Genomic DNA, 23923 nt, shown 5'->3' with positions numbered 1-23923 from the left:
ATGCGCCGCCGCTATGTCATCAATGGCAAGGTCCATGACCTCGTGGTAACACGTGGAGCGAATGGCGTGTTCCACGTCAGCCATGGCGAACGCAAATTCGAGATGCAGGGGAAGACGCTGCCTGATGGCCGTTGGCGGGTCACCGTGGATCAGCGCCCGCAAGCCGTCTGGATCGCCGCGCAAGGCGACAGTCGATTCGTGCACAGTGCGGCCACCGGTGCCCTTGAAGTCGAGGTGATCGATCTCAGCGCAGCCTCCGGCGGCGACCGGGCCGGTGCCGCTTCCGACTTGCTGCAGGCGCCAATGCCCGGCACGGTGATCGCGGTTCATGTGGCAGTCGGCGATGCCGTGCATGCGGGCCAACCGCTCATCGTGATCGAAAGCATGAAGCTGGAAACCACGCTGACGGCACCGCGCGACGCCCGGGTCAAGACTGTGCACTTTGCCGTTGGCAACACCTTCGCTCTCAAGTCCACCCTCGTGACGCTGCAAGACCCCTGAGAACCGATTGATGAAACGCATCGACTCCCGCATCGACACCGCATCCGAAGCGTTCCGGCGAAACCATCAAGCCATGAGCGCCATCGTCGCGAATTTTCGCGAGCGCATGGAAATCACGCGCCACCAACGTCCGCCGCATGAGATCAAGCGCGTGCGCGCGCAGGGCAAATTACTGGTACGTGAACGGCTGGACCTGCTACTAGATCCCGGTACGCCCTTTCTTGAGTTCTCGGCGCTGGCTGCCTGCGAGGACTACAACGGCGAGGTCCCGGGTGCCAACGTGGTCACTGGCCTGGGCGTGGTCAGTGGCCGCGAGGTGCTGATCCACGCCGACGATTCCAGCGTCAAGGGCGGTGTCTGGTACACGCTCACGCCACGCAAGCTGGCACGACTGCTGGACATCGCGCTGGAGAACCGGTTGCCGGTCCTGCATTTGTGCGACAGCGGCGGCGCCTTCCTTGAAGAACTGTCAGGCGTGTACATCGAGGGTGGCCGGGTGTTCCGCAACCAATGCCTGCTGTCCAAGGCCGGCGTGCCGCAGGTCGCGATGGTGTTCGGCCACTGCACCGCCGGCGGTGCCTACATCCCGGCGCTGTGCGATTACAGCATCATCGTGCGTGGCACCGGCGGCGTGTTCCTCGGCGGGCCACCGCTCGTGAAGGCCGCCACCGGTGAGGAGCACACCGCCGACGAGATCGGAGGCTGTGATTTACACACCCAGGTATCCGGCACGGTCGACTACCCGGCTGACAATGAGGCCCACGCCATCGCGATTTGCCGCGAGATCGTTGCGCAGTTCAAGCCCGCGACGAAAAGCTACCTGCCAGAACGCGATGCCGAGCCACCCTACTACGACCCCGACGAAATGCTGGGCATCGTCTCGCCCGACCACCGGGTGCAGTTTGACCAGCGCGAACTCATTGCCCGCATCGTCGACGGCAGCCGCTTCCACGAATACCAACCCGCTTATGGCACCACGCTGATCTGCGGCTACGCCTACATCTGGGGGTACCGCGTGGGCATCCTCGCCAACAACGGCGTGTTGTTCAGCGACAGTTCCAAGAAAGCGGCGCACTTCATCTCGCTGTGCAATCAGAACCGTACACCGCTCGTGTTTTTTCAAAACACCACCGGCTACATGATCGGCCGCAACTACGAAATGGAAGGCATCACCAAGGACGGCGCCAAGATGTTGATGGCGCAGGCTGGCAGCGAGGTGCCCAAGTTCACCGTCATCACCAGCGCAGCTTTCGGTGCGGGCTATTACGGCATGTGCGGACGGGCGTGGGATCCACGGATGATCTGGGCCTGGCCGAACGTGCACATGGGGGTGATGGGCCCCGATCAGGCCGCCAACACCCTCGCCGACGTGAAAATCGCCCAGTTGCGCCGCAAGGGCCACACGCCCGATGAGGCCGAGATGGCGCAATTGCGCCAGCGCGTGTACGAAAAGGCCGAACGCGAATCCAACGCCTACTTTGCCACCTCGCGCTTGTGGGACGACGGTCTGCTGGCGCCCACTGACACCCGCAACGCACTGGGCATGGCACTCTCAGCCGCCGCACACGCCCCGATCGCCGACCCGCACTACGGAATTTTCCGATTCTGAAGGGACAACATGACAGAAGACACCACCTTCGGCTTCGACGATGAAGCCCTCGCAACCCGCCCCACCGTCTACCAGAGCGGACTCTTCGAAGGCCAGGTGGTGATGGTCAGCGGCGCCGGCAGCGGCATCGGCAAAGCCATCGCCTTCCTGTACGCGCGCCTGGGCGCCAAGCTGGTCATCTGCGGGCGCGACCCAGCCAAGCTAGAGAGCTGCGCCGAATGGCTGCGCCGGCTCGGCAGCCCTGATGTGCTGGTGCACCCCATGACGATCCGTGATCCCGAGCAGGTGGAACAGTTGATCGACGTGGCCTGGCTGCACTTCGGACGCATCGACGTGCTCGTCAACAACGCCGGCGGGCAATTCCCGCAGCGGGCGCTGGACTACAGCGTCAAGGGCTGGAAGGCGGTGATCGACACCAACCTGAACGGAACCTGGTACATGATGCATGCGATGGCGCGCCGCTGGCAGGGCACCGGCACGCGGGGCAACATCGTCAACATCGTCGCCACCTTCCAGCGGGGCATGCCGGGCGTGGCGCACACCTGCGCTGCGCGCGCCGCGGTGACTCACCTGTCTAAAACTGTTGCAGTGGAGTGGGCGCAGCATGGCATCCGCGTCAATTGCATAGCGCCTGGAGCGATCGCCAGCACCGGCTTTCGTCAGTACTCCCCCGAGGCGGTGAAGGCCTTCGCCGGAGCCAACCCGATGAAACATGTCGGTGACGTGCAGGACGTGGCCGAGGCAGCGGTCTACCTCAGCGCGCCCAGCGGCAAGTTCGTCACCGGCGAACTGCTCACGGTGGATGGCGGCGGCGTGCTCTGGGGCGAAGTCTGGACCATCGCCAAACCCGATTACTTCAAGGTGAACACATGAATTCGGCTGACTCGCAACACCCCAAGTTCGGCCCGGGCGACGAGGCCCTGGCCGCACTCCCGACGGTCTATCGCGACGACCTTTTCGCCGGCAAAGTGGTGCTGGTGTCGGGCGCCGGCAGTGGCATCGGCAAGGCGATTGCCTTCCTGTTCGCGCGGCTGGGTGCCACGCTCGCCATCTGCGGGCGCAAGGCCGACAAACTCGAGGACTGCGCCGAAAAACTGCGCGCGCTGTCGGGCCGTGAGGTATTCACCTACCCGATGACCATCCGCGACCCCGAGCAGGTGGACGCCATGCTCAGTGCCGTGTGGGAACGTTTGGGCGGCGTCGACGTGCTGGTCAACAACGCTGGCGGCCAGTTTGCCGCCCATGCCATGGACTTCAACGTCAAGGGCTGGAACGCGGTGATCGACACCAACCTCAATGGCAGCTGGTACATGATGCAGGGCGCGGCCAGGCGCTGGGTGGAGCAAGGCCGGCCCGGCAACATCGTCAACATCACCGCCGCCATCGACCGCGGCCTCACGGGCATGGCGCACACCACCGCCTCGCGCGCGGGCGTCATCGCGCTGTCGCGCACGCTGGCCATCGAGTGGGCAGAGCACGGCATCCGCCTGAACTGCATTGGCGCCGGCGCCATCGAGAGCAACGGTTTCAACAACTACCGCGAAGAAAACGTTTCCACTTTCTACTCGTGCAATCCGATGAAACGGGCCGGCGACGTGCAGGACATCGCGGAGGCGGTGGTCTACCTCGCCGCACCCTCGGGCAAGTTCATCACCGGCGAGGTGCTCAACGTCGAAGGCGGGATGCTGCTGTGGGGCGAGTTCTGGCCAGCCGGAAAACCCGACTACTTCAAGGTCGATCAAGAGTGACCTCACAACCCCCTCTTCCGTCGGCAACGTGCTCCCACGGGCCTTTTCAGCAGCTCGTCGGGTACGACATCCTGCACAACGAGCGCGGCCTGTATTTCCGGCTGCCGATCCGGCGCGACCACCTCAACCCCCACGGCGTGCTCCACGGCGGCGTGCCCCTGACCTTGCTCGATGCGGTCGGGGGCAGAACCCTGATCGACCGGCCGATCCCGGGCAGCGGCCAGCTCATCCAGTCGTCGGTAACGGTCACGCTCACCGTGGATTTCATGCGTGCGGTCGGCACAGGAATCCTGTTTGCATCGGCAACGCCGGACCACATCGGCAAGACGCTGGCCTATGTGTCGGTGAAGGTCACGCTCGACGCACTCGACGGAGACATCGTGTCGCGCGGCATCGGCACCTACCGCATCTACACCAAGTCACTGGTCAAAGCGGTCTGATCGGTGCTCGGCGGAGACCGCCCGGCAAATCACTGCCGCTCAATGCAAATGATCATCGGGCGGCGGAAGGATTTTCAGCTCGCGGTTGATGCGTTCGATTTGGTCGGGCTGAAACTGCGTCGAATGCCTGTGGTCCGTTTTCCCCAGCCCCCACAATTCTTCGACTACAAGAGTTCGTCGTCGTGTTCGCCAATGAACGGTGCGGGGCCTGGGCGATCAGTCACCGTCCGGCTGAACCTTGGTGCCGGCGAAGGTTGGAGCACGTCGTCTCGCTCAAAGAAAGTGCCGCGCGCGCTGTTGTGTGGATGATGTGCAGCCTCTTCCAGAGTCAGCACCGGCGCAAAGCACACGTCGGTCCCTTCCAGCAACGCACACCAGTGCGTGCTCGGCTGGGTGCGGAAGATGTCGGTGACCTGTCGTTTGAGTGTCGGCCAGACGGCCGGATCGCGTTGCCGTTGAAACTCGGGATCGCTGATGCCCAGCTTCTCCAGCAGCAGCACATAGAATTGGGGTTCCAGTGATGCGATCGAGATCCATTTCCCGTCAGCGCACTCATAGGTGTCGTAGAAATGCGATCCGCCATCCAACAGGTTGGCCTGCCGCTCATTCTTCCACATTCCCAGCGCCTTGAGGTCGCAGACGATGGAGGTCAGCAGCGCAGCGCCGTCGGTGATCGCAGCATCGACCACCTGACCATGGCCAGAGGAGCGCGCTTCAAGCAAAGCGCAAACGATGCCAAAGGCTAGAATCATGCCGCCGCCGCCCAGGTCGCCAACCATCGCCGGCGGCGCTACTGGCCCGCCGTCCGAGCGGCCAATCATGCTGAGCGCGCCCGACAGCGCAATGTAGTTGATGTCATGCCCGGCGGCCTGCGCGAGCGGGCCGTCCTGACCCCAGCCGGTCATGCGTCCGTAGACGAGTCGCGGGTGGCGTGCCAGCAGCACGTCCGGGCCCAATCCCAGCCGCTCCATCACGCCCGGGCGAAAACCCTCGATGATCGCGTCGGCACCGTCGACCAGCTCCAGCACCCGCTGTACGTCTGCGGGTGACTTCAGATCGACCGCCACCGAACGCCGGCCGCGGTGCAGCACGCTGCGCCGACCACTGGCCAGGAAGGCGCCTTCCCCGCGGTCTTTGCCCTTGTCGGCCTTGCGGTCCAGGCGGATCACGTCCGCACCCATGTCGGACAGCATCATCGCGCAGAACGGTCCGGGGCCGATGCCGCCGAACTCGATCACTTTCAACCCCTGCAAGGGACCACTCATTTGTCGTTACTCCTGAAACTGAATTAGAACCACAAGCCAGCCGTTTGTTACCCCAGCCAGCGCTTGCGCCGCTTGTAGTGCTTGACCTCTCGGAAACTCTTGCGCACCCCCTCGCGGTCCAGGCCGAGATAAAACTCGCGCACATCCTCGTTGTCGCGGAGTTCCTGGGCCAGCCCCTCCAGCACGATGCGACCGCTCTCCATGACATAACCATAGTCGGCGATCTCCAGGGCCACGCGTGTGTTTTGTTCGACGATGAGCAGCGACAGCCCCTGCTCACGCAGGTGGCGCAGCACGCTGAAGACTTCCTCGACCATGCGCGGCGCCAGCCCGAGTGACGGCTCGTCGATCAGCATGAGTTTCGGCTCGGCCATGATCGCGCGCCCGATCACCAGCATTTGCTGCTCGCCGCCCGACAGATAACCGGCCGTGCGTTTTCGCAGGTCGGCCAGGCGCGGAATCGCTTCGTACACGCTGTCCATCGCCCGGCGCATCGCCTGCGCCGATGGAAACATGTGGCCGCCGATGGTGAGGTTTTGCTCGACCGTCATGTGTTGCAGCACGCGCCGGCCTTCCATCACATGAACCAGACCACCGCGCACCACGGTCGCCGGGTCGTGCCCCTGAATCGGTCGGCCGTCGAAGGTGATCACCCCCCCTGAGACGCGGCCATCTTCCGAGTCAATGACGCCGGAGATGGCCTTGAGGGTGGTGCTCTTGCCTGCGCCGTTGGCGCCCAGCAGCGCCACACATCCGCCTTCGGGGACCTGCATCGACACGCCCTTGAGCGCCAGGATCACCTCGGCATACAGCACCTCGACGTTGGACAGCGTCAGCACCGCCGGATTGGCGGCCGCATCGGGCGTGGTCCGTTGATCCGGTGCTGCAGCAAGGGCTGAATTCACCATTTGGGCACCATTGGGACGGCCACATCGCCCGCCGCCCGAACGACCTTGCCGTCCTTCATGGTCGCGATGTTGACCTTGGCGGTGCCGGTGGGAAAGGGGGTGTCGTTGCTGAAGTCCACGCCTGGCAGTATGCCCATCAGGTCGTTGCTGGTGAACTGGCTGTTCATCAAGGTCTCGCGCACCGCTTCGCCAGTGACCTTGCCGGCACCCTTGGCCTTGATCGTGGCCTCAATCGCGCGCACTGCCACGACGCTTTGGCCCAGGCCCATGATGGTCATGGCATTCCAGCCCGATTTCAGGCCATGCTTTTCCTGCAACATGCTGTAGAACTTGCGTGCGGTCGTGTCGTCTTCGCTGGCATCGGCGATGGCGCCCACTTCGAAATCACCGGCGAAGCCATTCGGGTCGCCCAGTGCCTTGGATGATCCCACCACGCCGTTGTGCAGCGAGAGCATGATCGGGACGTTTTTGCCCAGCGCCTGCAGCGCACGTTTGGTGGCCACGGCCTGGGCGGTGTTGGTCTGGATCACGATCACATCGGTGCCAGCATTGACCAGGCGACGCACCGCCAGGGTCAGGTCGGCCGGTTGCACTTCGGTCCAGATCGCCTCGACGAAGGTGGCTTTGTCCGGGTTGGCCTTGGTGTAGCTTTGCAGGCCCTTGGCCATGTCGGCATAAGCGGGGGTGGCCTCGGAGGTGATGATCGCAACCTTGACAGGGCGCTTGCCATCGAGTTTGGTGGTGCGGAACCATTCCAGGAATCCGCCCGCCTCGTGGGCGTAGGTGGGGCGCAGGTTCAGGGCCCATTGGTTGGGTTTCCAGCCGAAGCCGTAGGTGGCGGTAGCCATGACCATGGGAATCTTGTCTTCCGGCAAGCGCTGCTGCAACGCGGCGGCATCCGGGCCACCGAGGCCGAGCAGGATCGCGGGTTTGACTTCGGCCTTGATGCCGGGCCACAGGCTGGCGGTTTGAGCCACGTCGTAGCGCGTGTCGAAGGTTTTGACGACGATCTGCACGTTGAGTTTGCTGCCGACTTCCTTGTTCCACCATTCGATCACGGCGAGTCGCCCGCCTTGCATCTGTGGCATGACGTTGGCGTAGGGGCCGGCGAAGTCGGCAAAGGCGGCCACGTTGATCGTCGTCGTTTGCGCGTGGGCGGGCGCGTTCAGCAGCAGGCCAGTGGCCAGGGCGGTCGTGAGTTTCAGAAAGGTTTTGCGTTGCATGCTTGTCTCCAGTTGTGGTGGTGGTGAGGAAAAGGGGCGGGGGGAATTGCGACTCGCTGTGCCGGGCGGGCTCAGTGGTGAAACGGCCAGAGCCGGTAGTTGGCTTTCAGGATGTTCCAGCGGTGCATCAGGCCTTTCGGTTCAAGCAGCAGGAACAGCGTGATGATGAGGCCGAGAAACACATTCATGCTGGCGAAGATCAGGTCGCTGCTCAGGCTGGGAATTCGCTCGACCAGGTCGGGGCCCAGACTGGTGATGACTTCTTGGACGCCCCGGATGAGCACGGTGCCGATCAGTGCCCCGACGATCGAACCGAGCCCGCCGACGATCATCATGGCAATGAACCAGATCGAGTTGAACAGCGTGAACTGGTCGACCGAGACGAAGCGCACCTGGTAGGCCCACAGGGCACCGCCGATGCCAGCGTAAAAAGCGCCGAGCACAAAGGCGCGCGACTTGGCGCCGGCCACGTCGATGCCCATCATACCGGCGGCCACATCGTCGTCGCGCACGGCGACGAAGGCGCGCCCGTGGCGGCTGCGCAGGATGCCGAAAGCGCCGAATACCATCACCATGGTGACGACAAGAAACAGGTAATACAGAGAACGGTCGGTGTTGAACAAAAATGTGCCCAGCCTCGCAGGCTCCAGGCTGAAACCATTGACGCCGCCGAGCCAGGATGAGGGCAGGTTCAGGACAACGAAGTGGAAGATGAACTGGGCCGCGATGGTGGTCAGTGCGAGGTAGAAACCCTTGATGCGTTTCGCTGTCATGCCGAACAGCCAACCGGCCAGCGCAGCCACCAGGCCGGCAACCGGCACTGCCACCCAGAACGGCAGCCCGGCCTTGACCTCGACCACACTGGCGGCGTAGGCACCGACCCCCATGAAGGCAGCCTGGCCCAGGTTGATCTGCCCGGCGTAGCCGGTGGTGATTTGCAGCCCGACCACCACGATGGACGTGACCAGCATCAGGTTGGCTACGGCTACCAGACGCTCCGAGGCGAACCAGGGGAGGATCAGCAGAATGACAATGAACAGCGCCAGGGTGACCCACTGGGCGCGCGTGCGGATCAGCGCGCGGTCGCGCGCATAGCTGGTGGAAAAAATGCCGGATGGATCCATGGGTCAGACTCTTTCAATGCGTTTCCAGCCGAACATGCCGGTCGGACGAACAACCAGCACCACCAGCATGAAGATATAGGGGACGACGGCAGCGGCACTGCCACCGATCAGCGGGTCGATGTAGGCGGCGGTCAGTCCCTGCACGACCCCGACGATGATGCCCGCCAGCAGCAGGCCGCCGATGGATTCGAGCCCTGCCAGCAGGGCCACCGGCAGGGCGGCGAAGCCGATTTCGGAGGACAGGAATGTCAGCGACTTGCCGCTCAGGTAGACCATCGAAGTGATGACCGACAGCACACCGCCTAGCGCCCAGGCGAAGGCGATGGAGCGGCGCACGCTAATGCCCATGGCCAGAGCGATCTGGTGGTCCTCGGCCACCGCCGACATCGCCAGTCCGGTGCGGCTGCGGTTGAAGAACCAGTGCAGCGCCACAGCCGCCACCACCGCGATGAGGCCACCGATGGCAAGCGAGCGCGGGATGATCATCTCGCCCAGGATGATGGGCGTGAGGGGAAAGATGGCGGGGAACTGGCGCTCCTGCGGGCCCCAGATCACCAGCACCAGTCCGCGCATCAGGATCAGCAACCCGATGGTGACCATGATCATCGAGAACACCGACTCGCCAATCAGCCGCCTGAACAACAGGCGTTCAATCGCCAGCCCGATCAGCACCGAAATGCCCAGTGCAACGGCGATGCCCAGCGCCGGATGCATGCCGCGCGACTGGATCGCCCACCACAGCAGGAAGGCGCCCAGCACGATCATCTCGCCGATCGCCATGTTGAAGACCTTGCTGGCGCGGTAGATGACGACAAAGCCCATTGCCACCAGCGAATACAGCAGGCCGAGCAGCGCGCCGTTGATGGTGTAGTTGATGAATTCGATGATCATGGGGTGTGTGTTCCTTCAATGTCGGTGGCCACCACGGTTGCGCGCAACGCGCCTTGGCGGCCGTCCTGGTAGGTCACGGCTATTTCGCAGGCAATGTCGGCGACACCTGCATACAGTCCGTCAATCAGCGCTCCATAGCGCACCTCGAGAAACTCTCGGCGCAGCTTGCGCGTGCGGGTGAGTTCGCCTTCGTCGGGATCGAGCTCCTTCGGAAAATTGGCGAAACGCACCACCCGCGAGCTTTCTGGCAGCAGTTTGTTGATGCGGCGGATTTCGCCCTGCACCAGTTGCCGCACCTCGGGCCGTTGCGACAGGTCGGTGAAGGTGGAGAATGCGATGCGCCGCTCCTCGGCCCAGCGGCTGGTCACCGCCATGTCGATGTTGATCAGCGCGCCAACCCAGGGCCGGGTGGCGTCGCCCAGCACCATCACGTCCTTGATGAAGGGCGAAAAGCGCAACCGCGTCTCGATGAACTGCGGGGGATACGAGTGACCGCTGGCGAGTTTGACCAGGTGTTCCACGCGGTCGAGGTACACGAGTTCTCCGCGCTCGGTCTTGCGCACTGCGTCACCGCTGACGTACCAGCCGTCGCGCTGGATGCTGGCGGTCTTGTCGGGCTTGCCCCAGTAGCCGAGAAAGCCGGTACCGCCGCGCAGCAGCAGCTCGCCGTTGTCCTCGATGCGCGATTCCAGCGGTGCGCCGAAGGCTGGGTCCACATCCAGCAGCGGGCCCACGGTTTCGAGGTCGTAGCGCTCGCCGCGGTGGCCAGCAATCAGACCAAACTCCGAGCAGCCATAAATATTGCGCAAATGGACGCCCATGGAGTGAAACAAACGAAACACGTCGGGCGCCATGGCGGTGCCGCCTGAAACCGCGACGTCGCTGCGAACAAAGCCGAACTGATCGCGCACCGGACGCAGGGCCAGCGCTTCGGCCACCGGCAGCAGCAGGCGCGACAGCCACGGTGCCGTGCGCCCTTCGAGCCGCGCCACATGCACGTCGTGGCCGATGCGGATGCCCCAGCGGTAGATGCCGCGCGCCATCCAGCTCGCGGCGAGCATGCGCGCCTCGATGGTGGCGGCGATGTTCTCCCATTGGCGCGGGCCGAACAGCACGATGTGTGGCGCGAGTTCGCGCAAGTTCGGCAAGACCTGGTCGGGGCCCTCCGGGAAGTTGACCACCAGGGGGGTGATCAGCCCGAGGGTCACACCCAGCAACTGCTCGGTGATCCAGGCCAGCGGCGTGTAAGACAAATATTCCATGCCGGCTTGCAGCGGCAACGCGCTCCTCATCCGAACCGCGTTGTCCATCAGCCAACGGTGGCTGATCATCACGCCCTTGGGCTTGCTGGTGGTGCCGGAGGTGTAGGTCAGTAGCGCCAGATCGTCCGCCTGGCCGGCGTTGACTTCACGTTCGAAGCGCAGCGGGTGCTTCTCGTGCTGACGCCGACCTTCAGCGGTCAGGTCATCAAAGGATTGCAGCAGCGGATGCCGGTACGACCACATGCCCGAGTTGTCCCAGTAGGCGATGCCCTGGATATCAGGCAGTCGCTCCAGCAGCGCGAGCGCCTTGTCAACCTGCTCCTGATCCTGCGCGAAGATGAAACGGGCCTTTGAATCCTCGCACAGGTAATGCAATTCGTCGACGGTGGCATCCGGGTAGACCGACACGATTTTGGCGCCCAGTGACTGGGCCGCAAACAGCGCCCAGTAATGCTCGGGTTCGTTCTCGCCGATCACGACCACGGTTTCGCCGCGCTGCAGGCCCTGCGCCGCCGCGCCAAGCGCAATGCTGCGCGTTCGATCAAACACGTCGGCCCATGTATGGCAGCGCCACATACCTTTGCGCTTGACGCGCTGCGCCAGCAACTGTGGATGTTCCCGGGCGTGGGCGAACAACTTCTGCGGCAGGGTCATGACGACTTCTGGGGCGGGGTCGGTCGCACTCATGCCGCTGCTCCCAAGTAGGCCTGGATCACGGCCGGGTCGGCCTGCACTTGTGCAGGTGTGCCGTCGGCGATCTTGCGGCCAAAGTCGAGCACCGCCACGCGGTCTGCCAGATCCATGACCACCCCCATGTCGTGCTCCACCAGCACAACCGGGATGCGCTTGGCCTCGCGCACGTCTATGATGAAACGGGCCAGATCTTCTTTTTCTTCGGTGTTCATGCCGGCCATGGGTTCATCCATTAACAGAACCTTGGGTTTCATCGCCAACGCACGGCCCAGGTCAACGCGCTTGCGAAGACCGTAGCCGAGTGCGCCTACCGGCTGGTGGCGGATATTCTCAATTTCAAGGAAGTCGATGATTTCCTCGACTGCTTCCCGGTGCAGCGTTTCTTCACGCTGGGTCCAGGGAAAGTAGAGAAATGCCTGCGCCAGATTTGATCGCATCTGGCTGTAGCGGCCGACCAGGATGTTGTCGATCACGCTCATGTTGGAGAACAAATGGGTGCCCTGAAAAGTGCGCACCACACCATCGCGCGCGATCTCATGCACCGCGCGGCCTTTGATCTCTTGACCACGGTAGTGCACGCTGCCTTGTTGCGGCAGGTAAAAGCCGCTGAGCACATTCATCAGCGAGCTCTTGCCTGCGCCGTTGGGTCCAATGATGGCCAGCAGCTCGTTGTCACGCACATCGATGGCGACCTCGGCCAGCGCGGTGACACCGCCAAAGCGCAAGGTGATGTCCCGCGCCTGCAGCACCGAAGCCTCGCTGGACGGGCTATTCAAGGAGTTAGAGGTCATGGGTTAGGAGAAGGCGTTGATACCGGTCAGGGCGCGGCCAATGATGAGTTTCTGGATTTCGGTGGTGCCGTCGGGAATCGGCATCATGCGGGCGTTTCTGAACAACAGTTCAACGCCGAAGTCTTTGGTGATGCCGTTGCCGCCATGAATCTGCAATGCTTTCGACGTGACGTTGACCGCCATCTCAGTCGCGTACCACTTGGCCATGGCGCTTTGCACCTCGCTGCGCACGCCATGGTCGATCAGGTTGAACGCGCGGTAGACCAGCAATCGCGCGGCGTCGAGTTCGGTGGCCGCCTCGGCCAGCATGCCCTGGATCAATTGATGACCACCGATCGGCTTGCCATGCTGGCGGCGTTCCTTCGAATAGGCCACCGCCTTGTCGAGTGCCGCCTGGGCGATACCGATCGAAGTCATGCCGACCATGGGACGCGCCTTCTCGAACAGCACCATGGTGTTCTTCAGACCGGTGCCGGGTTCAATCATCATGTTCTCGGCCGGTACGCGCGCGCCGTCGAAGAACAGTTGTGCGGTTGACGTGCTGTTGAGCCCCAGCTTGTCGATGTTGCGGCTTTCGTAGCCGTGTTCGGCGCGGTCCACCAGGATCATCGAGATGGCGCCCGAACCTTCTTGTGAGGTGCGCACGATGACCATGCAAAAGTCGGAGTAGTGGCCGTTGGATATCCAGGTTTTTTCACCGGTGACAATGTAGTGGTCACCATCGCGTTGGGCGCGGCAGGTGACTTCAGCCACGTTGGATCCGACCCCGGGCTCACTGATGCCGCTGCAGGCAATGATTTCGGCGCGGACCATGCGCGGCAGGTATTTTTCGCGCATGGCGGTGTTGGTGCACACCTGTAGCGAGTAAGCGCCGAGCTGCTGGATCAGCAGCGAGATGGCCACGTCGCCGGAAATGCGCGCGAGCTGCTCGTACATCAGTGCATAGGTCAGCCAGGGCATGCCCATGCCGCCATATTCCTCGGCAATGATGCCGTTGCCGCCCATGCCGTAGGGCAGCATCTTTTGAAATATCTCCAGCATCAGCTCTTTTTCGATCAGCTTGTCGGGCTGGTAGCGTTCAACGATGGGGCGCAGCTCGGTTTCGAGGAAGCGAGTGAAGCCTTCGACGGCCATGCGTTGCTCTTCGGTCGGGAGAAAGTTCATGATTGTGGTCTTTGTGTGGTGTTGATTTCGTTCAGCGTGAGCTCATGCGTGCGCCGGCATCAATGTGGAGACAGGTGGCGTTGATGTAAGGGTTCTCGACGATGGAGCGCACCAGGTGGGCCAGCTCGCTGGCTTGGCCCATGCGGCGGGGGAACAGAATCATGCGGTCAACAATGGCCTGCGCGACTTTCTTTGGCAGGCCCGCGACCATTGGCGTTTCGAACAAGCCAGGCGCAACCGCTACGCAGCGGATCCCCAGATCGGCCAGGTCCCGTGCCACTGGCAGCGTGAGGCCGATCACCCCGGCCTTGCTGGCGGCGTAGGCCGCCTGTCCCATCTGGCCGTCCTGTGCGGCACCGGACGACAGGTTGATGATGACGCCGCGCTCATCACCCTCAGGCTCATTGCGCGCCATCGCCACGGCGGCCAGGCGCAGCACGTTGAACGTGCCGGTCAGGTTGACGGCAATCACCTTGTCCCACAGTGCCAGGGGAAAGGGTTTTCCATCGGCCACGGTCTTGGCTGCGTCGGGCACGCCAGCGCAGTTGATGCAAATGTGAATGGCGCCAAAACGGGCCAGGGTTGCGTCGATGCCCGCCTGCACCTGTGACTCACTGGTGACATCTACCTGCTCGAACATGGCGGCAGAACCCAGTTCGGTGGCTGCCTGTACACCACGCTCGCTGTCGCGGTCGAACAATGACACCCGTGCGCCGCCTGCGGCGAGCGCATCAGCCACCGCGCGCCCCAAGCCTGAAGCACCACCTGTGATGATGGCCACCTTGTCATGCAGAATCATTTTTGTCCTTCAGCGACCGAGGATGGTGATGGCGGCCACGGCTTCTTCAATTCCGAACAGGCCCCCACCGTTTTCTGCGATGGCAAGGCGGGCCCCTTGCACCTGGCGAGCCCCCGCTTCGCCGCGCAACTGCACGACCAGTTCATGCAGCTGACCCAGCCCGGTGGCGCCGATCGGGTGCCCTTTGGACTCCAGTCCACCCGAGGTGTTGATCGGGATGCGTCCACCAATCGTGGTGCCGCCGCTCTCGGCGAGCGGCCCGCCTTCGCCGAACGCACAGAAGCCAAGGTTCTCACTCTGTACGATTTCGCCAATGGCCGTGGCATCGTGGACTTCGGCCAGCGAAATGTCTTGCGGGCCGACGCCAGCGAGTTCGTAGGCTTGTTTGGATGCCTTGACGGTGATGTGTTGATCCAGGTTTTCAGGGAGGCGGTTGCTGCCGGTGGCAATGATTGATGCCAGCACCTTGATGGCGCGCCCGCGGTTGGCCAGACGCGCCAATGCTGCTTCGGAACACACGACGACCGCAGCAGCCCCGTCGCTGATGGGTGCGCACATCGGAAGCGTCAATGGGTAGGTGATCGGCGGCGCGGCCAGCACCTCTTCAATGGTGTAGGCGTTGCGGTATTGCGCCAGCGGGTTGTGCACCGAATGGCCGTGGTTCTTGGCGGACACGGCGGCAATTTGTCGCTGCGTGGTGCCGAACTCGCGCATGTGAAAGCGAGCAAAGGCGGCGTAGATGTCCATGAACAGGCTGTAGGGCGCCTTGGACATGGACCCTTCCGGTGGCTCAATACCGTGCCCCATTTGCAGCAGCCTGCGTTTGTTATCCTCGACCGTGGCCACGTCCCAGGCACCATCGAAAACGCTGAACATTTTGGCTTTGTCGGCGCAAAACATTTTCTCGGCACCAATGGCCAGCGCTATCTCTCCTGCCCCCGAGCGCACATACTGCACCGCCAGGTTGAAAGCCGAACTGGCACTGGCGCAGGCGTTCTCGATGTTGAAAATCGGGATGGACTCGAAGCCCATCGAACGCAACGCAATCTGGCCGCGGATCATGGTCTGGCCTTCGAGTGCGCCCTGTGTTGCGTTGGAAAAGTAGGCCGACTGGATGTCGCTGACGGACAGTCCGGCATCGGCCAGCGCGGCGTTCACGGCAGCGGCGGTCAGTTGCTTGATATCGCGGTCAAGAAACTTGCCGGTCGGCGTCATGCCGACGCCGACTATGTAAACGGCGGCTTGCGGGTTGGTCATGGTAATGCGTCCATTCAGAAGAAGCGGTGTGAAATCAGTAGCCCTTGAAATCGGGCGTGCGCTTGCCGACGAAAGCCGCGAGGCCCTCTTGTATGTCGTGCGAATGGCGGTGCGCGTCGAGCACCAGTCGCTCCAGCCGCAGTGCCGAAGCCTGTGGCTGTTCCAGCCCGTCGGCCACGACCTGTTTCATGCGGCGCAGCACCAACGGGCTCTTGCTGGCGATGCGCAAGGCGATTTTTTCGACCTCGGACACCAGCTCGGCATCCGGCACCACGCGATTCACCAGGCCCAACGGAACCAGTTCGCGTGCGGGCATGGTGTCGCCGGTGAACAGCAGGTATTTGGCGGCGGTGGCGCCGATGCGCCGTGGCAGGATCGCCGCGCCGCCCGCGCCCGGAAACACGCCGAAGTTGGCATGCGCATCGCCGATGCGGGCACTTTCGGCGGCGATGATGAGGTCGCAGGCCATGGCCAGCTCCAGTCCGCCGGCCATCGTCAGGCCATTCAGCGCGGCGATGGTGGGTTTGGGGCACACGCGCAGCCGATCCATCATGCCGCCGACGAGATCGAGAAACTCACCCATCGGGTCGCTCGGGCCGGGGTCGCCAGCGCTGCTCTCGAACACGCCTTTGAGATCGGCGCCGGCGCAGAAGGCTCGGCCTGCACCGGTCAGCACGATGACGCGGATGGCCGGGTCACGCTCGCAACGTTCGGTCACATCGCGCAATTCGGCGCACATTGTCTCCGACAGGGCATTCATCGCATCGGGCCGGTTCAGCGTGATCCACGCCACGGCACCACGTTGTTCAAAGCGGATGGTCAACGGGGGTTGCATCTTCAAGGCATCCTTGCTTATGTGGGGGTCAGCTGCGCTTGCCATGCGGGTTTGGGAATCAACCGCGCAGGAGTTCTTCGGCAATGATCATCTTGCGCACCTCGGATGTGCCTGCACCGATCTCGAGGATCTTGATGCAACGGAACAGGCGGTTGATCTCGGACTCCCAGATGTAGCCGCTACCGCCATGCACTTGCACGGCCTTGTTGAGCACCCGGTTGCAGGCTTCGCCGGCGTAGAGGATGGACGCTGCGGTGAGCTTGTGCGCATCGCCGCGGCCACCGCCGCCCACTTCCAGATCATTGACCTCGGCCAGGGTGCGCCAGACCAGGGTTTTCATGGCTTCGATCTCGGTGTACATCTCGGCCAGCATGGCCTGCACCATCTGGAAGCTGCCGATGGGTTTGCCGAACTGCACGCGCGTCCTGGCGTACTCGACGCTCAATTCGAGCGCACGTTCGCAGATGCCCACGCACAAGCCAGCCACCAGCGCGCGCTCCAGATCGAGCCCGCTCATGACGATTTTGACGCCTTCGTTTTCCTTGCCCACCAGGTTGGCTGCCGGCACGCGGCAGTTGTCGAACACCAGCTCGCCGGTCTGGCTGCCGCGAAAACCCATCTTGATGAGCTTTTGAGCCACCTTGAAGCCGGGAAAATTCTTCTCGACGATGAAGGCCGAAATGCCCTTGGCACCCAACTCCGGCGCGGTCTTGGCGTAAACCAGCAGCACGTCGGCCACCGGGCCGTTGGTGATGTAGATCTTGGTGCCGTTGAGGATGTAGAGGTCGCCCTCGCGGCGCGCGCTGGTGCGCATCGCGCCCAGCGCATCCGAGCCGGCGCCGGGTTCGGTCAGGCCGAGCGCGCCGATTTTTGTGCCGTTGCACAGATCGGGCAGGTATTGGCGGCGCTGCGCCTCGTTGGCGTTGCGGTAGATGTTGTTGACGCACAGGTTGTCGTGCGCCGCCCAGGACAAGGCGATGGCGGGGTTCCAGCGCGCAAAGGCCTGGCAGATCAGGCCCGAGCTGAACAGGTCCATGCCCGCGCCACCATGCTCGGCAGGCACGGTGGCCCCCATGAAGCCAGCCGCTCCAATTCTCTGAAAGACATCAGACGGCCACCACTCCTCGTCGTCCATGCGGCGCGCGAGTGGCACGAATTCCTTGCGCGCGAACTTGTCGGCGGCTTCGAGCACGGCACGGTCGTCGGCGGAGAGGGCAAAACTGCGAGGCGTGGACATAAAGGATGCCTATCAATGCGTGGGCTGCGGGCAAGGTGTCACGGCGCGCGCCCAAGCTGCGGGGACGAGGTCTCTTTGGGTTTGCGCGAATTTAATGAGGGATTGCCAAACTGTCAAGCGTTAGGTAGGATTCGTTGCAGGCGCTCACCTGAAGTGCCAGAGATCTGGAGACTTCGGCCATGGGAGGCGGAATCGGTGCGGATTCATTGGCGGGGGCCGACCTGTTGCTCAAGCAGGTGGTCACCCGTGCCGCATTCACCCGTGACACCTATCGGATCACGCCGCTCGCGGCGCGACCCTTCATCAGTGACAAACGACGCTTCGACCTAAGGAAACAGCCTTGACCCACGAACTCGGGATGAACCTGCTGCGCCGCCAGAACGTGGGCGACAACTTGTGCCTCGCGGTGAAGGCAACCGGAGAAAAACATACGGTCATCTTCGAGTTCTGTCGTGGCCGCCTGCCCGGCTTCGAGGCGCCGAAGCGGATTCACTTCCGAAGCTCGCTGCCAATCAGTGCGGCCAACAAGATCCTCAAGAAGGACCTCAAAACCGAGTATGCCAACGCGGACAAGGGCGGCTGAGGCCGTCGGCCTCCCGGTGTCCGAGTCCAAAACGTTTCGATCGAAACATTTCAACCCAAGGAGTCAGTGCGATGAACCAGAAAGTTATTGTTGCCGGTGTGGGCATGATCCCGTTCACCAAACCGGGCGCCAGCGAGCCCTATCACGTGATGGGAGAAAAGGCGGTGCGCCAGGCCATGGCCGATGCGCGCGTCGAATACCCCATGATCCAGCAAGCCTATGTGGGCTATGTGTATGGCGATTCCACCTGCGGCCAGCGGGCGCTCTACCCGGTGGGCATGAGTGGCATCCCCATCGTCAACGTCAACAACAATTGCTCCACCGGCTCGTCGGCGCTGTTCCTGGCGCGCCAGGCGGTCGAAAGCGGTGCCGCCGAGTGCGTGCTGGCCCTGGGCTTCGAGCAGATGGCCGCCGGAGCCATCAAGGCCCAGTTCGAGGACCGGCCGACACCGTTCGAGGAGTTTGACCGGGCCACCGCCGAGCTTGTGGGTCATCCGGAAATCCCGCTGGCCATTCGCTACTTCGGCGGTGCCGGCAAGGCGCACATGGACAAGTACGGCACCCAACTGGCGACCTTTGCCAGCATTCGCGCCAAGGCCAGCCGCCATGCCGCCAACAACCCGCTGGCGCTGTTTCGCAAGGAGGTCTCGGTCGATGACGTGATGAACGCACCGATGCTGTGGGAGGGCGTGATGACCCGCCTGATGGCTTGCCCGCCGACCTGCGGCGCCGCTGCTGCGGTGATTTGCTCCGAAGCCTTCGCCAAAAAGCATGGGCTCGACACCCGCGTGTCGATTACCGCCCAGGCAATGACGACCGATTTCCCCAGCACCTTCGAGTCGCACGACATGATGCGCGTGGTCGGCTTCGACATGGCGCGCGATGCGGCGCAAAAGGTCTACAAGCAGGCCGGCATCGGGCCGCAGGACGTGAACGTGGTTGAGCTGCACGACTGCTTCGCGCAGAACGAACTGATCACCTACGAGGCGTTGGGCCTGTGCCCGGAGGGCGGCGCGGAGAAGTTCGTGCTCGATGGCGACAACACCTATGGCGGCAAGGTGGTGACCAACCCGTCGGGCGGCCTGTTGTCGAAAGGTCATCCGCTGGGCGCGACCGGCCTGGCGCAATGTTTCGAGCTGACCCATCAACTGCGCGGCACGGCGGAGCAACGCCAGGTCAAGGGTGCGCGTGTGGCCTTGCAGCACAACCTCGGGCTGGGCGGCGCTTGCGTCGTCACGCTTTACCAAGCCGGCTGAGCGCAGGCGCAGCAAACCAGAAGCTGGAGTCCCATGATTGACAAGCAATTCATCGGTTACGAGGTGCCGCCCACGCTGTGGGATGTGGAGAAGGGGCGCATCCGCTTTTTCGCCGAGGTGATCGGTGCCACCGACCCGATCTACTTCGACGCGAGCGCCGCCCAGGCCGCTGGCTACCGCAACGTCGTGGCACCACCGACCTTCATCTTTGGCGCCGAGAGCGATTCGGGGGTGTTGATGACGTTGCTCGACACGCTCAAGATCGACTTGCGCAAGGTCTTGCACGGCGAGCAACGCATTGACTACCACGCCCCGGTGTGCGCTGGCGACACGCTGCGCTTCCAGACCCGCGTCACCGACATCTACGACAAGAAGGGCGGCGCGCTCGAGTTTGTCGTCAACGACACGAAAGTCACCAATCAGCTCGGCGAGCATGTCTCTGACCTGCATTCGGTGGTCGTCGTGCGCCACGCCTGAAGGACTATTCATGAACACTCAAGTAAAAATCCTGGATGTTGGTGACGACATGCCTGTACTGGAATTGCCACCGATCAGCCGCACCACACTGGCACTGTTCGCCGGTGCGTCGGGTGACCACAACCCGATCCACATCGACATCGACTTCGCCCGCAGCGCGGGTATGAAGGATGTGTTCGCGCAGGGTATGTTGTCGATGGCCTACCTCGGGCGTGCGCTCACCGAATGGGTGCCGCAGCGCCAGCTCCTCAGCTATGGCGTTCGCTTCGCGGCCATGACCCACCTCGGCGACCGCATACGCTGCACGGGCAAGGTGCTTGAAAAGATTGAGCATGCAGGTCGGCCCTGCGTGCGCGTTCAAATCAGCGCGACGAAGGCGACAGGCGAAATCACGCTGGCCGGCGAGGCACTGGTTGCCTTGAACTGAGGCCTCCGTTTGGCGGCCCGACTTTTTATTTATTTCCTTTTAATCACAAGCAAGGACACACCATGAAAACACTTGAAGGCAAAGTTGCCATCGTCTCCGGATCGGGTCGCGGCATCGGCCGCGCCATCGCCATGAAACTCGCCAGCGAAGGCGCCAAGGTGGTCGTCAATGACCTGGACGCCGGCCCGGCCGAGCAGACCGTGGCCGACATCAAGGCCGCTGGCGGCATGGCGCTGGCTTGTGCCGGCAGCGTCACTGCCGACGGCTTCGCTGAAAAGTTCGTCAAGACCGCAATCGACGGCTTCGGCGGCCTGGACATCATCATCAACAACGCCGGCTACACCTGGGACAACGTGGTTCAGAAGATGACGGACGAGCAATGGAACGCGATCATCGACGTGCATCTGACCGCGCCGTTCAAGATTTTGCGCGCTGCTTCGGAGTTCATCCGCGTCGCCTCGCGCAAGGAAGCCGAAGCGGGGCAGGAGGTGTTTCGCAAGGTGGTCAACATTTCGTCCATCGCCGGCACCGGTGGCAACGCCGGTCAGGCCAACTACTCGGCGGGCAAGGCCGGCATCATTGGTCTGACCAAGGCGCTGTCCAAGGAGTGGGGTCGCTACAAGGTGAACGTCAACGCCGTTGCTTTTGGCATGATCAAGACGCGGCTGACCGAGGCACCAGCCAGTGGCGATGCCTCCATCGACGTCGAGGGTCGCAAGATCAAGGTCGGCGTCAACCCCGAGCTGCTGGAAATGATGGAGCGCACCATTCCGTTGGGTCGCGGCGGCACGCCCGAGGAGGCAGCCGGGTCGGTCTACCTGCTGTGCATTCCCGAGTCGAACTACGTCAGCGGACAGACGCTGATCTGCGGCGGCGGCATCTCGATCTAAAGCGCAAGCCGAACGCAGAAAGGCCCACGATGGACATCGATTTCAGCCCGGAAGACATGGCGTTCCAGCAAGAGGTTCGCACCTGGTTCAAAGCCCACACACCGTCCGATCTCAAGCGCAAGGCCGTCACCGGAGAGATGCTGCAGAAGAACGACATCGTTCAATGGCAGCGCCGACTCGATAGCCAGGGCTGGCTGGTCACCGGCTGGCCCAAGGAGCATGGAGGGCCGGGCTGGACGCCGACGCAGCGCTACATTTTCGACCTGGAGCGCGCGGCGGCCAGCGCGCCGGTGGGGCTGTCGATGGGCGTCATCATGCTCGGACCGGTGCTGATTGCCTTCGGCACGCCAGAGCAAAAGGCGCAGTACCTGCCGCGCATCCGCCGCTGCGAGGACTGGTGGTGCCAGGGCTATTCCGAGCCCGGCGCCGGCTCCGACCTGGCCAGCCTGAAGACCACGGCCGTGGCCGATGGCGATGATTACGTCATCAACGGCTCCAAGATCTGGACCACCTACGCGCACTGGGCCACGCACATGTTCTGCCTGGTGCGCACCGCCAACAGCGGCAAAAAGCAAGAGGGCATTTCCTTCCTGTTGATCGAGATGGACCGCCCCGGCATCGATGTCAAACCTATTGTATCGATCGACGGCGAACACCACCTGAACCAGGTTTTTCTGACCGATGTGCGCGTGCCCAAGAGTAATCTGGTGGGTCGCGAAGGTCAGGGCTGGGACATTGCCAAGTACCTGCTCACACACGAGCGCACCAGCATTGCCGGCGTGGCCGACTGCAAGGCGCACCTGTCCAACCTGCGCGTGGCCGCCGCCGAGCGCCGCTCGGGTGGCCAACCGCTGATGGAGGACGCGGCGATGCGGCTCAAGCTGGCGCGCGCCGAGATCGAACTGATGGCGCTCGAATACACCAACTTCCGCGTGCTGGCCGCCACCGCCTCGGGCAAGGCGCCGGGGCCGGAATCCTCGCTGCTCAAGACCATGGGCACGGCGGTGCAACAGACCTTGGCCGAGTTGGGCGTCGAGATCGCCGCCGAGCAAGCCTGGCCCTGGCATGACGGCGGCGAGTTTGGCAGCGGACGCCATGCCCATGCAATGCCGCACTACTGTTTCTCGCGCGCTGCCACGATTTACGGCGGCAGCGACGAGGTGCAAAAGAATGTATTGGCCAAGATGCTGCTGGCCGGCGGCACGCGCTAAGGATCGTCATGAACTTTGATCTCTCCGAAGAACAAAAGATGCTGCGCGACGCGGCACAGAAATTTCTGCGCACCGAATACCGTTTCGATGCCCGCAACCAGATCGTTGCGTCAGCGTCCGGCATGAGCCGGGAGCACTGGCAGCGATTCGGCGAATTCGGCTGGCTTGGGCTCGGGCTGCCCGAGGCGCATGGCGGCTTTGGCGGCGTGGTCGAGTTGATCCAGATCGCCGAGGCGATGGGGGCTGCGCTGGTGGTCGAGCCCTACCTGGCCAGCACGGTGCTGGGCGCGCAGGCGCTGACGCGCGCGGGCAGTGCTGCGCAGCAGGCGGCCTGGCTGCCCGGGCTCGCGTCCGGCCAGCGGATACTCGCATTGGCGCACGGCGAGGCCGATGCCCGTCATGAACTCAGCTATGTGATCACGCGTGCCACGGCCAAGGACGGTGGCTGGCTGCTGTCGGGTCGCAAGAGCGGCGTGCTGGGCGCCCCTTGGGCCGATGGCTTCGTGGTCGTCGCCAGAACCTCGGGCGCAGCGGACGAGCGCCAGGGCATCAGCCTGTTTCTAGTGAGTGCCAAAACGCCGGGCGTGCAGGTGGCGGGCTACCGGTCCTACGACGGCAGTCGCGCCGGTGATCTGATACTGGAACAGGTCGTGCTCGGGGCCGACGCACTGCTGGGCACGGAAGGCGAGGGCCTGGGGCTGCTTGAGCACCTGGTTGATCTTGGCATTGTTGCCGCCTGCGCCGACGCCCTGGGTGCCATGGGCGCGCTGTTGCGCAAAACTGGCGAATACGTCAGCACGCGCAAACAATTTGACGTGCCGATTGCCAGCTTCCAGGTCATCCAGCACCGGCTGGTCGATATGTTCGCCGCGGTCGAGGCCAGCCGCTCCCTGGTGCTGATGGCGGCCCTGCATGCCGATCATGCTGATGCGGCCACCCGCTCGCGTGCCGTGTCGGCGGCCAAGTCGGCCATCGGCGAACGCGCACGGTATGTGGCGCAGCAAGCGGTGCAGCTGCACGGCGGCGTGGGCATGACCGATGAGCTGGACATCGGCCATTACTTTCGCCGCCTCACGCTCTTTTGCAACCTGTTGGGCAGCACCGACCACCACCTGCAGCGCTTTGCGACGCTGCGTGCGGTGGCCTGATTGCCTGATGACCGACCCATACCGAGTCACTGGAAGGGCTGCCTAAATGAGCTTGATGACATCCACCGCCACGCCGAACTCGCCCGAATTTCAGCGCAACCGCGAAGCCTATGAGCTGCGCATTGACGACTTGCATGAACGCCGCGCACGTGCCCTGATCGGCGGCCCCGAAAAGGCGCGCCTG

25 protein-coding genes are annotated in these 23923 nt (G+C 63.2%); 13 read left to right on the top strand and 12 right to left on the bottom strand.

The genetic code is table 11. The features are described 5' to 3' along the window. The 5 genes from ABYB95_RS00460 to ABYB95_RS00440 are packed head-to-tail and all read left to right on the top strand — an operon-like array spanning window position 1 to window position 4298. Entirely contained in the window at window positions 1-501 is a 501-nt protein-coding gene (locus ABYB95_RS00460) for an acetyl-CoA carboxylase biotin carboxyl carrier protein subunit (protein ID WP_008905440.1), read from the top strand. A gap of 10 nt (window positions 502-511) precedes the next feature. Continuing rightward, complete coding sequence (locus ABYB95_RS00455) at window positions 512-2110, top strand: acyl-CoA carboxylase subunit beta (RefSeq protein WP_008905439.1); 1599 nt, start codon at window positions 512-514, stop codon at window positions 2108-2110. A 9-nt stretch (window positions 2111-2119) separates the two neighbouring features. After that, complete coding sequence (locus ABYB95_RS00450) at window positions 2120-2983, top strand: SDR family oxidoreductase (RefSeq protein WP_008905438.1); 864 nt, start codon at window positions 2120-2122, stop codon at window positions 2981-2983. Further along, window positions 2980-3858, top strand: coding sequence for an SDR family oxidoreductase (locus ABYB95_RS00445; protein WP_008905437.1), 879 nt, complete (start codon window positions 2980-2982; stop codon window positions 3856-3858). The genes ABYB95_RS00450 and ABYB95_RS00445 overlap by 4 nt, the downstream gene beginning before the upstream one ends. Then, window positions 3855-4298 carry a PaaI family thioesterase gene (locus ABYB95_RS00440; RefSeq protein WP_008905436.1) on the top strand — a complete coding sequence of 148 codons (444 nt, stop codon included), beginning with the start codon at window positions 3855-3857 and terminating at the stop codon, window positions 4296-4298. The genes ABYB95_RS00445 and ABYB95_RS00440 overlap by 4 nt, the downstream gene beginning before the upstream one ends. A gap of 164 nt (window positions 4299-4462) precedes the next feature. Here ABYB95_RS00440 and ABYB95_RS00435 read toward each other — a convergent pair whose 3' ends face one another. The 12 genes from ABYB95_RS00435 to ABYB95_RS00380 form a co-directional block, all read right to left on the bottom strand. Continuing rightward, window positions 4463-5563 (bottom strand): CaiB/BaiF CoA transferase family protein, encoded by a 1101-nt coding sequence (locus ABYB95_RS00435; RefSeq protein ID WP_372656444.1) that lies wholly within the window; start codon window positions 5561-5563, stop codon window positions 4463-4465. 47 nt (window positions 5564-5610) lie between these two features. Next, the gene (locus ABYB95_RS00430; RefSeq protein WP_372656443.1) at window positions 5611-6471 is read right to left on the bottom strand and encodes an ABC transporter ATP-binding protein; all 861 of its coding nucleotides are present in this window, start codon (window positions 6469-6471) and stop codon (window positions 5611-5613) included. Then, window positions 6465-7694 carry an ABC transporter substrate-binding protein gene (locus ABYB95_RS00425; protein ID WP_008905433.1) on the bottom strand — a complete coding sequence of 410 codons (1230 nt, stop codon included), beginning with the start codon at window positions 7692-7694 and terminating at the stop codon, window positions 6465-6467. The genes ABYB95_RS00430 and ABYB95_RS00425 overlap by 7 nt, the downstream gene beginning before the upstream one ends. 71 nt (window positions 7695-7765) lie before the next feature. After that, window positions 7766-8818 (bottom strand): branched-chain amino acid ABC transporter permease, encoded by a 1053-nt coding sequence (locus ABYB95_RS00420; RefSeq protein WP_008905432.1) that lies wholly within the window; start codon window positions 8816-8818, stop codon window positions 7766-7768. A gap of 3 nt (window positions 8819-8821) precedes the next feature. Then, window positions 8822-9709 carry a branched-chain amino acid ABC transporter permease gene (locus ABYB95_RS00415; protein ID WP_008905431.1) on the bottom strand — a complete coding sequence of 296 codons (888 nt, stop codon included), beginning with the start codon at window positions 9707-9709 and terminating at the stop codon, window positions 8822-8824. Further along, window positions 9706-11658, bottom strand: coding sequence for a long-chain fatty acid--CoA ligase (locus ABYB95_RS00410; RefSeq protein WP_372656442.1), 1953 nt, complete (start codon window positions 11656-11658; stop codon window positions 9706-9708). Before ABYB95_RS00410 ends, ABYB95_RS00415 begins: the two co-directional genes overlap by 4 nt. Continuing rightward, complete coding sequence (locus ABYB95_RS00405) at window positions 11655-12455, bottom strand: ABC transporter ATP-binding protein (protein WP_050813857.1); 801 nt, start codon at window positions 12453-12455, stop codon at window positions 11655-11657. The genes ABYB95_RS00410 and ABYB95_RS00405 overlap by 4 nt, the downstream gene beginning before the upstream one ends. Before the next feature lie 3 nt (window positions 12456-12458). Further along, complete coding sequence (locus tag ABYB95_RS00400; RefSeq protein WP_008905428.1) at window positions 12459-13619, bottom strand: acyl-CoA dehydrogenase family protein; 1161 nt, start codon at window positions 13617-13619, stop codon at window positions 12459-12461. A 31-nt stretch (window positions 13620-13650) separates the two neighbouring features. After that, window positions 13651-14418 (bottom strand): SDR family NAD(P)-dependent oxidoreductase, encoded by a 768-nt coding sequence (locus ABYB95_RS00395; protein WP_008905427.1) that lies wholly within the window; start codon window positions 14416-14418, stop codon window positions 13651-13653. Between the two features lie 9 nt (window positions 14419-14427). Continuing rightward, on the bottom strand, window positions 14428-15675 hold the full coding sequence (locus tag ABYB95_RS00390) for a thiolase family protein (protein WP_008905426.1): 1248 nt from the start codon (window positions 15673-15675) through the stop codon (window positions 14428-14430). Window positions 15676-15709: 34 nt separating this feature from the next. Then, window positions 15710-16510 (bottom strand): enoyl-CoA hydratase/isomerase family protein, encoded by an 801-nt coding sequence (locus ABYB95_RS00385; RefSeq protein ID WP_050813860.1) that lies wholly within the window; start codon window positions 16508-16510, stop codon window positions 15710-15712. Between the two features lie 58 nt (window positions 16511-16568). Further along, window positions 16569-17747, bottom strand: coding sequence for an acyl-CoA dehydrogenase family protein (locus tag ABYB95_RS00380; RefSeq protein WP_372656441.1), 1179 nt, complete (start codon window positions 17745-17747; stop codon window positions 16569-16571). A 179-nt stretch (window positions 17748-17926) separates the two neighbouring features. Here ABYB95_RS00380 and ABYB95_RS00375 point away from each other — a divergent pair, with 179 nt between their 5' ends. From ABYB95_RS00375 to ABYB95_RS00340, 8 genes are all read left to right on the top strand, one after another. Further along, complete coding sequence (locus tag ABYB95_RS00375; RefSeq protein WP_008905423.1) at window positions 17927-18091, top strand: hypothetical protein; 165 nt, start codon at window positions 17927-17929, stop codon at window positions 18089-18091. Beyond that, window positions 18088-18330 carry a hypothetical protein gene (locus tag ABYB95_RS00370; RefSeq protein ID WP_372656440.1) on the top strand — a complete coding sequence of 81 codons (243 nt, stop codon included), beginning with the start codon at window positions 18088-18090 and terminating at the stop codon, window positions 18328-18330. The genes ABYB95_RS00375 and ABYB95_RS00370 overlap by 4 nt, the downstream gene beginning before the upstream one ends. 71 nt (window positions 18331-18401) lie before the next feature. Next, on the top strand, window positions 18402-19586 hold the full coding sequence (locus ABYB95_RS00365; protein ID WP_008905421.1) for a lipid-transfer protein: 1185 nt from the start codon (window positions 18402-18404) through the stop codon (window positions 19584-19586). 33 nt (window positions 19587-19619) lie between these two features. Beyond that, entirely contained in the window at window positions 19620-20063 is a 444-nt protein-coding gene (locus ABYB95_RS00360) for a MaoC family dehydratase N-terminal domain-containing protein (protein WP_008905420.1), read from the top strand. Between the two features lie 10 nt (window positions 20064-20073). Next, complete coding sequence (locus ABYB95_RS00355) at window positions 20074-20490, top strand: MaoC family dehydratase (protein ID WP_177134676.1); 417 nt, start codon at window positions 20074-20076, stop codon at window positions 20488-20490. Window positions 20491-20552: 62 nt separating this feature from the next. Continuing rightward, window positions 20553-21380, top strand: a complete 828-nt coding sequence (locus ABYB95_RS00350) for an SDR family NAD(P)-dependent oxidoreductase (protein WP_127806066.1) — start codon at window positions 20553-20555, stop codon at window positions 21378-21380. Between the two features lie 29 nt (window positions 21381-21409). Next, complete coding sequence (locus ABYB95_RS00345; RefSeq protein WP_372656439.1) at window positions 21410-22591, top strand: acyl-CoA dehydrogenase family protein; 1182 nt, start codon at window positions 21410-21412, stop codon at window positions 22589-22591. A gap of 8 nt (window positions 22592-22599) precedes the next feature. Beyond that, a complete protein-coding gene (locus tag ABYB95_RS00340) occupies window positions 22600-23739 on the top strand; it encodes an acyl-CoA dehydrogenase family protein (protein ID WP_372656438.1) in 1140 nt (379 codons plus the stop codon). The last annotated feature ends 184 nt before the right edge of the window (window positions 23740-23923 follow it).

The organism is Hydrogenophaga sp. (assembly GCF_041633695.1).
GTDB lineage: Bacteria > Pseudomonadota > Gammaproteobacteria > Burkholderiales > Burkholderiaceae_C > Hydrogenophaga.
The sequence above is the reverse complement of the archived record's forward strand: the minus strand, read 5'-3'. Positions and strand labels throughout refer to the sequence as shown.